The following is a 12,590-nucleotide window of genomic DNA, read 5'->3' as shown; positions in this document are numbered from 1 at the left end:
TGCCCAAACGACACTATCATTTACAAAAATGGACAATAGACATTCATTACCAGAGGGTTATACTAGTCAGACCATTTCTAAAACCATGGAGAACAAAGATGGTTACTGCTGGCGAAAAACCCGGAACAGGCTTCTATTTTTGTGTTCAATGCGGACACCGCACCTACTTAGAAATTGGTACTGATCGTTTACCACCGTGTACCAAATGCCAAGGCAATCAATTTAACAATAAGAATGCCTAAGCAAAACAACTCAAACAGTTACCCTCTGTTTTGAATGAAAGCCCTATTACTCGATAGGGCTTTTTGCTATTTAAACATCCCTATTTATAGTTTAAGATTGATTGAAAAATAATCAATAAAACCCCATCTAAAACTCTAGATTCAAAGTATTTAGGGCAGCTCAATTGCAACATTATCTTGATCTTAATCACGACTCAGGTGTTGCCAATTACGAGATTGGTAACGAGTTTATTCGCGTTCAATTCAAAAAAACCTCGAAAGTTTATACCTATAGCTATAGCAGTGCCAGTTATCAGCATGTCGAAAACATGAAACAGCTCGCTCAATATGGGGATGGGCTAAATGCCTATATCAATCATCATACCCGACAGCTTTTTGTACGTTAAAACTGGTCTGCTTCTTGCTTCAGTGAAAGTCCTAGAAGGCAAATATTTTCTAAAGGATAAATATCTGCCTAGAAATAGTGCAAGTGCATATATTAAAAAGAGGGCTATCACCTATGGATATTCAACAGCACGCGCCAGAATCAGGAAAATTAGATAAAAAAGCCCATTTCTATTCTGCATGGCCGCTGATCCTGATTCTTTTTGGGGGCGCGATTGGCTCGTTTTACGCTGTGATCGCTTATCTGCTTAATCTGAAAATTTATAGTTCTGAACTGACCAGGCTCAACAAGGTCTTGGCCAATCTTCTGTGCGGGATGTCAGCGATCAGTGCCTGGTGGTTTAGTGCGCAATGGATTCAGGGAACATTCTTTCAATAAAATAGTAATTATTTCCTGAATATAAATTGCAATAAAGTCTCATTTTGGCGAATAAAAAAGCGTAAAAAATAAGAAATGGAATTTATTTCTCTATATTGGGGTTAATAGTGAAATAAATTTTCAGATTTAATCGAAATTAAAAAAACATAGGAAATTAATCCCGTCCATCTTTGCCTAATATAGCTTTCAAGGGTGTGATGGGATCGGAAAGAGTAGCATGCTGTGAGCGGCGCAAAACGCGAGTGCAGTACGAACCCAAAAGGTCTCGATCCGGCTTAGGACGCTATAGACCAAAAGTTTATAGGCTATAAGATCAGGTCTTACAAAGAATGATAGTTGAAGTAAACCATTGCGAGTTTTCCCAACACCCTAAAAAATTCTCTAGTAATATACGCAGAATAAAAAATTAAAATAAATATAAATCATAAATTTAAGAAAAATATCTAGCTGCGCAAGATACAAATAAGCCCTTCATTTCTCAACATGATCTGTTATTTTAAAACATCAGCTGCCCCTTAGGGGAATCCTCATGAATCTCGATATCTGGTGTCGCTTTTTACTGTTTTGCACACTGATCAATTATGTCATTCTCATGATCTGGTTCGTGGTCTTTGTCTTTGCCCGAAACTGGATGAAACAGGTGCATGGAAAATGGTTTCAGCTGTCAGATACCAGTTTCGATGTGATTCATTATTCAGGGATGGCGCTCTATAAAATTGGGATTCTGCTGTTTAACCTGACGCCGTTAATTGCAATCTATCTGATAAATCAAGGTTAAGTACGATGTTGTGATTGAATCTTCGAGTGATAAAAATAAGATTGAATTAGTATCATTTTATCGCTACTTGATAGCGTGGCAGGATCAATAAGAACGAAAAAAGATTTCAAAGGAGTTGAAGGATGAATCAATTCAAACCGGCCCTGATTTTAGGCGCCTTGATCGGCTTGGGAATGATTATTACAGGATGGATTCTGGGCAATAGCGCGCTGAAAATTAAACAGTATGAACGTATAGTTTCGGTCAAAGGCTTGTCGGAACGCGAAGTCAAAGCCGATGTGGCGGTATGGCCAATCCGCTTTAATGCCGGCAGTCAGGATTTGGCCGAATTGTACGATACCATGCAAACCAATACCCAGGAAATTCAGACCTTCTTAAAAAATGAAGGATTTAGCACGGAAGAAATTACCAGTGCTTCACCGAGTATCACCGATAAATACGCCCAGCAATATGGCGGGGATGCCAATGTCGCGCTACGTTACACCGCCAGCCAGACCATTACAGTCTATACCCATAAAATAGATGCAGTGCGTGCGGCACAAAGTCGTCTGGTGGCTTTGGGTCGAAAAGGCATTGCCTTTGCCGGAGATGATTCTGGACAAAGAACGGAATATTTATTTACCAAGCTGAATGACATCAAGCCGGCGATGATTGAACAGGCCACCGAAAATGCGCGCAGTGTAGCCGAAAAATTTGCGGCAGATTCAAAAAGCAGTCTGGGCAAAATCAAGTCCGCCAATCAGGGGCTGTTTAGTATTGAAGATCGCGACAGCAATACCCCGTATTTGAAGAAAGTGCGTGTAGTCTCGACGGTCGATTATTATCTGGCAGATTAAGCTGAGCTGGTCAAGCACGGTAATTGACAGCCTAGAAGCCGCTTGTTATTTTGCGCGCATTGTTCCAGATGCTGTACCCTTAAAATGCCCATCAATAACGACTTTGTCTATTGTCCACCGCAAGAACCGCTGCATATTGTTTATGAAGACGATGATCTGGTGGTGATTGAAAAGCCGGCCGGATTATTGTCAGTTCCAGGGCGTTTACCTGAGCATCATGACAGTGCCTATTTACGTGTGCTGGATAAATATCCGCAGGCCAAAATTACCCATCGTCTGGATATGGCCACTTCAGGTATTTTGATGTTTGCCAAACACCGCGATGCAGAAGTGGCGGTGAGTAAAATGTTTCAGGCACGCACGGTACTTAAAAATTATGTCGCGCTGGTACAAGGCAAACTCGAAGGTGAGGGCAGCGTCGAAGTGCCTTTGATTACCGACTGGGAAAACCGTCCGCGTCAGATGGTGCATTTTGAACTGGGCAAGGCTGCCAAAACCCTGTATCAGGCATTAGAATATCTACCTCAGCAAGACATTAGTCGGGTGTTACTGACCCCCATTACCGGCCGTTCCCACCAGCTTCGCGTCCATATGCTGCATATTGGTCATCCCATTACTGGCGACAAAATTTATCATCCTGAACCCCAGCGCAGTCCTTTAAATCGTATGGCCTTGCATGCCAGTTATCTGGCTTTTACCCAGCCTTTGAGTGGTGTCCCGGTCGAAATTAAGGCAGCCATACCGTTCTAATTTGATTCTGCTTAATAGTTAGATTCAACCGGACACATGCTTTTTAAGCTCATAAATATAATGAGGTTCAAGCCCTTAAACTGGGCAACCCGAATAAAAAGTGTGAGAATTTATTTCGATAGTAGCTTGGAGATGAGTAGCTTTACAAGCATGTTCAAATGAAATTTTCTACTGATCCATTGCCTGATCGGTTGTCACTACCGCACATAAATTTTTAATGTTCGGTTTATCTCTTGATGATGAGCCTAGAGAATTTTTATTCTTTTATCTCCCACTATAGGCCTGATGCCTTTATTTTTATGGTTTTTTAATTTTCCTTTCATTATTTTTAAACTTTCAAATTATATCCTTTGATATAAAAAATATCGTAAGTTGTTTCAGAATAGATTTGATTTGAGCCGGAAAGCAGTCTGTCCTACATGACTTTCACATAAAAATTTTGTAGAAAAATAAAATGAATGAATGACTTAGTGGTGATCAATGGCTTTGCTTATCTGGCTGAAGTGATGCAAAATCAATCATTACTTTATAATAAATTTTTAATTTGATGGTTTAGGGCGCTGCCCGGGGTTAAAGGAAAGAACGATGCTCAGTATGGCTCTCTTCGTTCTCGCGAGTATTTCAATATGTGCATTGCTATGGAGCTTGAAGGTACAGGCTTCATTACGCAGCAATATTCAGTTTTTACAGGAAAATCTGGATCATTCCCGCAGCAAATTGGCAGATTATGAAACTCAAGTTGATGAATTGAATTATGAAATCACCCAACTGCGGGTACAGAATGGCAGTTTAAACATTGCGCTGAATAAATATAAAAAATATCAGGATATCTGGGATATCGAGCAATATATTATTAACCGGACTTTGCAGGCCGAAAACTTTGTTGAAGCGACCAAGCTGGATGCTTCGATCATGATCGATGATCTCAAAGCCTATATCGCAAGAGTAAAAGATTATCTTGCCCAGTTTCAGGCGCAGGCCGTGGCCGAGGTTGAGCAGGAGGCCCGACAAAGTTTGCACGGTTATTATGAACAGGCCAAACAACAGCATCGCTTGCAAGAGGTATTGAGTGCTTTAGAGCATAAAATACAGGCCCAGCGCTTCGGCTTGCAGCTTCCCGCAACACAGGTTTTAGAGCAGCTGATTGAGGGTTATAGCGAAACGGATGCGGTTCGGCATTTACGCAATGTCCGTGACAGAATTCAACAGGCCATAGAAACACAGCAGGTGGCGAGCTGTAATTATGTCGACGACAATCGCCGTCGAAGTACTATTGAAATCCTTAGTCTGGCTTTCAACTGTAAGGCAGATTTATATCTCTCTCAATTAAGCACAGAAAATCTAGGCGAGATGCTGCAAGCCTTAAAGGATGATTATGTCTTGCTGAATTATACCGGGCAGGCACTGAGTCAGGCGATGATTCGGGAATCCTATCTTGATCTGCGTCTAGAGGAACTCAAGTTTGCTGCGCTGCTTTTGCAACTGAAACAAGACCATCTGCATCCACACATCGCGTAGATCATGACATTCATAGGTCTAGAAGATTTTTACCAGAGTATTCTGAATGCTATAAGTTGGTTTAAATCCTGATATTTTTCAGGATTTTTGGCCTTGAGGAATCTCGAATATATTGATCCCCTTACTTATTTTTATATTTATAAAAATCATATGTTTATTTATGGTTAAAAGATAATATTTTTTGTCTGTATCTCGATAATTGTACAAAAATCAGCTAATCTTAAATGCAGAATAAAACAGCATCATAATAAGGATACTTCTATGTCACGTGATTACAATCAATTCCCTGACGATGAAAATGGCAATGTACTGTGGCAAATGCATCAGGATGGCGACGACTTGCAAGAAGCGCACGAAATTGAATTTTCGATTGCCTTTGCGGATGAAGCGCAGGCAGATCGCTGTGCCTTGCATCTATTAAAAGAAGAGCAAAAAATCAGCCTGTTTCAGGACGAAGAAAGCGATACCCTGGAATGGATTATCACGATTTATGTGTATATGGAGCCTGCCTACGAAGATATCGTGGATCTGGAACAATGGTTCAGCAAAATCGCTGCACAATTTCAGGGCGAATATGATGGCTGGGGCTGCATGGCCTATGTCTATGATGATGAGCTGGATGACGAAGAGAGCAGCCTGCGTAGTAGCTGATCATGCTTGTATTTAAAACATTTAAAATAAGAGACCCGGTGCTGCCGGGTTTTTTTATTGCTCTATTTAATTGCTACACGAAGATTTGAGCTTGAGTATAGATACATACTCATTATATATAGCCAGCTCAAAACTGGATAAAATAACTCAAATGAGTACTTAACTCAGGCTGATGATTTAGTCACAATAAATGTAGGGAATATCCCGCAATAAAAAAATAATAAGAACAAAGGACAAGAAAAAATGAGTTACACCTTAAAAATGCATCGTGTGTTCAGTGCACCACCGGAGCGGGTGTATCGTGCCTTTGTGCATCCGGATGCACTGGCCAAATGGCTGGCACCACATGGCTTTATTGCCAAAGTAGAACATGCGGAAGTCAAACCCGGCGGCAGCTATAAAACCACCTTTACCAATTTTTCTACCGGGACCCAGCATCATTTTCATGGCATTTATCATGAGGTCATTCCCAATCAGCTGCTGCGCTATACCGATCAGTTCTCTACCCCGGAATTGCAGGGTGAAATAGAGGTGACGATCATCTTTGAAAAAGTGTCAATCGGTACCGGTTTGCATATTATTCAGGTGGGTTATCCGGATGTGGTGCCGCCAGCGGTGTGTCATTTGAGCTGGCAGGAATCACTGCAACTCCTATCTTTGCTGGTTAATCCCCAGATTGCAGACAATTAATTCCTTCGATCTCCTGTGTAGGTTTCATCCCAATGTCCTATCCATGAGTGCTCCAGACAAAGATGCTATACTGTGCGCTTATTTGTTTCATTTATTTTATTTTTCTCTTTTTTTCGAGGTTCTTATGGATCTGCCAAACTGTCCAAACTGTCCAAAATGTCAATCTGAATATACTTATGCAGATGGCGATCTACTGATCTGTCCTGAATGCGAACACGAGTGGAAAGAAGGTGAAGTCACTGAAGAACAAGTGATCATTAAGGATGCCAACGGCAATGTGCTGGCGGACGGTGATAGCGTAACGGTGATTAAAGACCTGAAAATCAAAGGTTCATCTTCAGTGGTGAAAGTGGGCACCAAGGTAAAAAATATCCGTTTGCTGCCTGATGCTGCCGATGGGCATGATATTGATTGTAAAATCGAGGGAATCGGCCCGATGAAACTGAAATCAGAATATGTAAAGAAAGCTTAAATTTAGCCCTAGACTAAAATTCTGACGAGAGAATAATACGGTTGATGTATCGTATTATTCTCATTATTACTGAAATTCTGGGCTGATTATTTTCCTGCCGCTCTGATCCTCACGTTTTCGATTTGAGACCACTTTAATACCGCACCTGCATCTGGAATATTCTGACAATCTGCAACATATCGAGATCAAACCTTTATTGGTCGCGATCCATCAGGCACTTTTTAACACCGGCCATGTCACTGATCCCAATGATTTAAAAAGTCGTGCGATTATGCAGCGGGATTATGTGATTGGACTGAATGCTGTTACAGATCAGGCCTATGTGCATGCCAAAGTTTCACTGTTGAGTGGGCGCAGTGTCGAAGTTCGTCAGGCGATTTCCGAATTGGTGCTCGACGTGATGCAGCAATATATTGCGCCACAACCTGAATTAAAAATACAGCTTTGTGTCGAAATCATTGAAATGCCAAAGCAGACTTATCGTAAAGCTGTTATCTGAATGATGGCTTTTATTTGCTGAGATGATATGATCAAATGCCTTGAAACCTTATCAATGCCATACGAAATTTATAAACAGATCGACTTGGTCTGTAACAGCTCGCTATTTTATTCAGATCTAAAATTATTTCTATTTTTAAATGACGCTTTATGTCATTTACAGGCATGCGATAAAAGTTCTAAAGTAACTTTTAATCGCTGCTGATTTTTGAATCATCCAATCTAGAAACAGCATATTCATCCTGATTGAAATAAAAATAATTTAAAAAATAATCTTCAGGTGAGCTGTATCCAATCCGGCAGTGGGAAGAGCAAAGCGAGAATAACGCTTTAGCATAGGCATAATAATAAGAACAAAAAGATCAGAAATCCGGTGAGTTGATTGAATCCCAGATTTCAGGTCTGACTTGTCCGGTTGAAGGAAATTTTATGCAGGTTTTTGGGGATGAAAAATTGGCTCAGGAAGTCATGGCATTTCTTCAGGAGTGGGATAATGCCGTAGCCAGACTTGAAATTCAGGATATTGTTCAATTATGCCGACCCGATATCCGTCTGGTCGATGTCAGTATGGAAGTGAAAGGTGTAGAAGCCTATCAGGCACTCTGGCAGCAATATCGGGCATTTATACCGGAAGGCATACGCATCGAACGCCAAGACCTTAATATTCATGTCACTTCTGATCTGGCTGTAGTCGATGGTTATGTACGGGTGAGTTATGCGGTGATTGAACCGATTTTCCAGCTGGGCTGGTGTCGGGTCAGCATGTGCCTGAGCAAGCAGCAGGGCAAATGGCAATTGCTGCATCAACATACTTCAGTCCCTGTGCAACTCGAAACCCGGAAAATGCGCCGGATCAAAAGCGTGAGTTAATCTATTTACCTGAAAAGATTTAAGTGAAATATCTTTGCAAATGATTACAGGAATACCTTTGTAACAAAAATATAGAAAGTCCTAAATTATGTTGAAGGAATAATATTTTAGGACTTTTCAGGTGGATAACAACAAGAACAGTCAAGTAAAACCACGACAGGCCAACCTGCAACAACAGACTGAAGTATTGATGCCGGATCAGTCCGAGCGGCAACGCACCCAACATGCACTCAGAATGATGGCAGGCTTTGTAATTGCTGCTGTAGTCATGACGGCATTGTATTTTGGCCGTGATATTTTTATTCCGCTGGCTTTGGCCATTCTGCTGGCATTTTTACTTTCTCCTCTGGTTTCCCGTTTGAAGCGTTGGGGCTGTCCCCAATGGGCGGCGATTGGCCTGGTCATGTGCTTGACCTTGTCCTTTCTGGGTGGCACTGCAACTTATCTGGGGGTACAACTCGGCAAGCTGAGTCAGGAACTGCCGCAATATCAGGACACTATCCAGCAAAAACTGAAAATGCTCGAAAACTACCGTCAAGGACCGAGCATGTGGGACGGTGCGATCCAGACCTTTGACACAGTCGAAGATTCGATAGACACCCCAGAACAGGAAACAGAAGACCCAAATGTGCAGAATGTCAAAGTGGTCGGTTTGGAACCAACGAGTGAAGAGGCTGCGCTGGACTGGTTGAATAAAATCCTGAATCCACTGGCGATTATCGGGATTGTGTTCCTGTTTATGGTATTGATTTTATTCAATGGCAAAGACCTGCATGACCGCTTTCTGAAACTCTTGGGCGGTAATCTGAATATCGGCACCGATGCGCTGGATGATGCCGGCAAAAGTATCGGAACCTATTTGCGCATGCAGCTGCTGGTCAATGTCACTTATGGCATTCCCATGGCGATTGGGCTGTTATTGATTGGTGTGCCGGCAGCGATTATGTGGGGGCTGGTTGCGGTGGTTATGCGTTTTGTACCCTATGTTGGCCCGATCGTTTCAGCTATTTTCCCGATTACGCTGGCTTTCGCCGTTGATCCGGGCTGGGACATGGTGCTCTGGACTGTGGCCTTGATACTGGTGCTGGAACTCATCAGCAATAACGTGATTGAACCGTGGCTCTATGGGGAAAGTACCGGTCTGTCTACTTTGGCAATTATTCTGGCTGCTACGTTCTGGACCACCCTCTGGGGACCGGTAGGGCTGATCTTGTCGACGCCTTTGACTGCCTGCCTGCTGGTTTTGTCCAATTATGTACCGGCACTGGGTTTTGTCAAAACCTTACTTGGCAGTACGCCAGTATTGTCACCCTCCGAACGCTTTTACCAACGACTGGTGGCTGATGAAGTCAATGATGCAATGCAGGTAGCCAATGATTACATCTGTGCACAATTACCGAAAAAGCCCAGTGAAGAGGAGGTGGCCCGTCGGGTACAAATGTTCTATGGCGAAGTGGCCATTCCAGCCATTCGGATTTATTCTCAAGGACATGATACCGATGTCACTGCCGAACACCGGTTGCGTCTTTATCAGGGCTTGCAGTTCTTTAATCATGCGTTTCAAAAAGCCTATCCGAGTAAGATGAGTGCCGAGCAGCCCGAAGTCTATTGCGTTGGTGCACGTTGGGAAATTGACACCCAGATTTCTGCCATGTTGGCACACGCGCTGAATCTCAAAAATATTGCTGCCCGAAATGATCCGGATGTATTGATTCAATCGAGTGAATCAGGAAAGGGTATTGTACTGCCAGCTTCGATCAAGATTTTATGTGTGTCGATTTTTCATCATGCGCCTGCGGCACAGATTCGGCTGCTGAAATATAGACTGGCGCAGCAATATCCTGAGCTGAAAATCATTTTTGCGACTTGGGGCGTGATGCAGCTGAAGCTTCTGGATGAACTGCAACAACGTTTTGAGCTGGAGGCATTGGTCAATAATGTCGATGATCTGATTCTGACTATCGAAACTTATACCTTGAATGAAGGCGAAAGCTGGTTTGAGAATCTGGAGATCAAGAATGAAAAAGAACGGCAGCAGGCTTTAAATGAATTGGGGTTATTGGATCATCGTCATCAGACCCTTTATAAACAATATATTGAAGAAGCCCGTCAAGCCTTTGACGTTGATTACGCACAAATTTCCTGGCTGAATCAGCATGAAATGTATATTCCAATCAGTCCTTTTACTCAGGAGCCTGTTGCAACCCGACAAATGTGCAAGGATTCAGTCTGCACCCATTTGCTCTATCAGAATGAGCCTTTGGTGATAGAAGACTTGCAGCGTGACCCGCGCTTTCCACATCTGTCAGAATTAAGACAGCATCATATCCGTTTCTATGCTGGTGTGCCTTTAAAAGATAAAAATGGAATTGCGGTTGGGAGTCTATGTCTGCTGGATAAACAACCGAGACAGATGCAGGCCGAAGATATGATTCTGCTTAAGGCTTTGGCGCAGGATTTAATGGCGACCCTGAGCAATGAGCGCAAGAAAAAAGATAAACAGAAGCAGATTGAGCAGATGCAGCCTGCTACCTCGGCAAGCGTTTTAAATAAGGACTAAATGATGAAACAAAAATGGATTTACAGCATCAAAATCATGAGTATCACATTTGGTCTAGCCAGTATCAGTTCATGGAGTCTGGCTGCTATTCAGGGACTGCATTTTTTACATAAAGACTGGGAAATTTCCTGTGATAATACCGGCACCTGCCGCGCTGCCGGTTATCAATCGGATCAAGATATTGATCAGCCGGTTTCGGTGCTACTAGAGCGTGCTGCGGGTGCAAACAGTAGTATCAAAGCCCAAGTCCAGATTTTACCCTTAGCTGCTGCCACACCTACACGACAGCTTCAGCTACAAATTGCCAGCACACCTTATGGTGTGATTGGTCTGAATCGGGAGGGAATAGGGCACCTCAGTACTGATCAAACGCGAGCCTTGCTAAAAGCTGTACAGGGAACAGCTCCGGTTGTATTTAAGAATACGCAATCACGCTGGAACCTGTCGACTTCCGGTGCCAGTGCCGTTTTACTCAAGATGGATGAATTTCAGCGTCGACTTTCTACGCCCTCAGCCTTGATCAGGCCGGGGAAAAAATCCAATCAGGCGGTGCTCAAAGCTGCAGCGATACCGAAAATTCAGATACCAAAATATCAGTCAGGCAAAGTCACTCAAGCAAAACTGAATACGGCAACAAGTCAGCAGATGATTCGAAAACTGCAAGCCACCACCAAGGAAGATCAATGTGATTTGCTGTTTAGCCAGCGTTTTCTGGATGATGATGTTATGACCATTTATCCCATTAATGCCCAGAATCAACTGATTCAGATTCCATGCTGGCGTGGGGCTTATAATATGGGTAGTGGCTTCTGGCTGATGGATCGAAACAAGCAATTTAAACAGTTGGTGACGACCTCGGGAGAAACATTTAACCAAGGCCAGATATTTTCCGGGCATAAAGTGCGTGGTTTGGGCGATTGTCTGAGTCAGAACGAATGGGCCTGGAATGGCAAGAAATTTGTCAAAAGCTTCAGTGGTCTGACCGTACAATGCAAAGGCTTCGCCGGTGGTGCTTGGAATTTACCGACCTATGTAAGCAAAATCATTTATCAGGCCAAATAGTATTGTTTATAAAATATCAGTGATAAAAAAGCCTGAATGACTCAGGCTTTTTTAGTTTTGATTTTAAGAAGTGTGATCTTAAAAACGCTTTGGAATTCTCTGGCCATTTGGAACAGGAATTTCAGCATTTTTTAATACCCCAAATAACCAGGTTTCAGCATGCTGTACCGCAGTTTTCAACTGATCACCCATGGCCAGACGTCCGGCAATGAAACTGGCCAGTGAACAGCCTGAACCATGATATTCACCTGGCAGACGTGGACAGCGAGTTTCGTTGACCAGCTCACCTGCGATATATAGGCTGTTCTGAATGTAATCTGGCGTATCTTCATGGCCACCTTTGACCAAAACTGCCTGTGCACCCATTTCAAATAATTTTTGAGTGGCCAGTTTGAGGTCTTGCTCACCCGTCAGGGCGCGTAGTTCAACCGTATTTGGCGTTAAAATGGTGGCCAATGGAATCAGCTGGGTAAATGCTTTGACCAGCGTTTCCTGATTACCCAGCGAGCCGCCACTATTGGCGACCAAAACCGGATCCAGCACATACAGATAATCTGGATGTACAGTCAGAAACTCGGCCAGAGCCACGATATTGTCTGTGGTGCCTAACATGCCAGATTTTACGCAACGAATGGGCAGGTCATTGACCACCGCATTGGCCTGTGCCAATAGCAATTCTCTGGAAGTGGCTTCGAAACCAAAAACCTGCTGTGAATTTTGAATAGTGAGGGCTGTGCAGGCAATTGCCGCATGTGCACCACTTTGACCAATAGCTTCAATATCTGCTTGAAGGCCGGCTCCACCTGAAGGGTCTAAACCGGAAAAGCAAAGTACGGTAGGGCGCAAAATGATGTCCTTCATTCACTAAAATTGCATTAGTATAGGCAAATTTGAATGAAC

15 protein-coding genes are annotated in these 12,590 nt (G+C 43.0%); 14 read left to right on the top strand and 1 reads right to left on the bottom strand.

Annotation, left to right across the window (positions count from 1 at the left end):
- Positions 1-98: 98 nt before the first annotated feature.
- The 14 genes from F893_RS17560 (at position 99) to F893_RS14180 (ending at position 11,690) form a co-directional block, all read left to right on the top strand.
- On the top strand, positions 99-242 hold the full coding sequence (locus F893_RS17560) for a zinc ribbon-containing protein (protein WP_004645925.1): 144 nt from the start codon (positions 99-101) through the stop codon (positions 240-242).
- 164 nt (positions 243-406) lie between these two features.
- Positions 407-628, top strand: a complete 222-nt coding sequence (locus F893_RS14240; RefSeq protein ID WP_004281729.1) for a hypothetical protein — start codon at positions 407-409, stop codon at positions 626-628.
- A 113-nt stretch (positions 629-741) separates the two neighbouring features.
- Complete coding sequence (locus F893_RS14235) at positions 742-1,005, top strand: hypothetical protein (protein WP_004281730.1); 264 nt, start codon at positions 742-744, stop codon at positions 1,003-1,005.
- 529 nt (positions 1,006-1,534) lie between these two features.
- Positions 1,535-1,783, top strand: coding sequence for a DUF6868 family protein (locus F893_RS14230; protein ID WP_004281731.1), 249 nt, complete (start codon positions 1,535-1,537; stop codon positions 1,781-1,783).
- Between the two features lie 122 nt (positions 1,784-1,905).
- Entirely contained in the window at positions 1,906-2,619 is a 714-nt protein-coding gene (locus F893_RS14225) for an SIMPL domain-containing protein (protein WP_004281732.1), read from the top strand.
- An 84-nt stretch (positions 2,620-2,703) separates the two neighbouring features.
- Positions 2,704-3,369, top strand: a complete 666-nt coding sequence (locus F893_RS14220) for a pseudouridine synthase (protein WP_005252715.1) — start codon at positions 2,704-2,706, stop codon at positions 3,367-3,369.
- Positions 3,370-3,954: 585 nt separating this feature from the next.
- Positions 3,955-4,887 carry an SNIPE associated domain-containing protein gene (locus tag F893_RS14215; RefSeq protein ID WP_004281734.1) on the top strand — a complete coding sequence of 311 codons (933 nt, stop codon included), beginning with the start codon at positions 3,955-3,957 and terminating at the stop codon, positions 4,885-4,887.
- Between the two features lie 261 nt (positions 4,888-5,148).
- A complete protein-coding gene (locus F893_RS14210) occupies positions 5,149-5,538 on the top strand; it encodes a ribonuclease E inhibitor RraB (protein ID WP_004281735.1) in 390 nt (129 codons plus the stop codon).
- A 243-nt stretch (positions 5,539-5,781) separates the two neighbouring features.
- On the top strand, positions 5,782-6,228 hold the full coding sequence (locus F893_RS14205; protein WP_004281736.1) for an SRPBCC domain-containing protein: 447 nt from the start codon (positions 5,782-5,784) through the stop codon (positions 6,226-6,228).
- A 124-nt stretch (positions 6,229-6,352) separates the two neighbouring features.
- Positions 6,353-6,700, top strand: a complete 348-nt coding sequence (locus F893_RS14200; RefSeq protein WP_004281737.1) for a zinc ribbon domain-containing protein YjdM — start codon at positions 6,353-6,355, stop codon at positions 6,698-6,700.
- Between the two features lie 136 nt (positions 6,701-6,836).
- Entirely contained in the window at positions 6,837-7,199 is a 363-nt protein-coding gene (locus tag F893_RS14195) for a 5-carboxymethyl-2-hydroxymuconate Delta-isomerase (protein ID WP_034436289.1), read from the top strand.
- Positions 7,200-7,627: 428 nt separating this feature from the next.
- Complete coding sequence (locus F893_RS14190) at positions 7,628-8,068, top strand: YybH family protein (RefSeq protein ID WP_005252710.1); 441 nt, start codon at positions 7,628-7,630, stop codon at positions 8,066-8,068.
- 121 nt (positions 8,069-8,189) lie between these two features.
- Positions 8,190-10,628, top strand: a complete 2,439-nt coding sequence (locus F893_RS14185) for an AI-2E family transporter (protein ID WP_005252696.1) — start codon at positions 8,190-8,192, stop codon at positions 10,626-10,628.
- 3 nt (positions 10,629-10,631) lie between these two features.
- Positions 10,632-11,690, top strand: coding sequence for a DUF1176 domain-containing protein (locus tag F893_RS14180; RefSeq protein ID WP_005252694.1), 1,059 nt, complete (start codon positions 10,632-10,634; stop codon positions 11,688-11,690).
- 78 nt (positions 11,691-11,768) lie between these two features.
- On the opposite strand, the gene F893_RS14175 is transcribed toward F893_RS14180, so the two are convergent.
- On the bottom strand, positions 11,769-12,536 hold the full coding sequence (locus F893_RS14175) for a hydroxymethylpyrimidine/phosphomethylpyrimidine kinase (protein WP_004281743.1): 768 nt from the start codon (positions 12,534-12,536) through the stop codon (positions 11,769-11,771).
- Positions 12,537-12,590: the final 54 nt, after the last annotated feature.

Origin of the sequence: Acinetobacter sp. CIP 102136 (genome assembly GCF_000369685.1) — a bacterium.
Classification (GTDB): Bacteria; Pseudomonadota; Gammaproteobacteria; order Pseudomonadales; family Moraxellaceae; genus Acinetobacter; species Acinetobacter fasciculus.
Note: the sequence above shows the minus strand (reverse complement) of the source record. Positions and strands in the feature narration are given on the sequence as shown.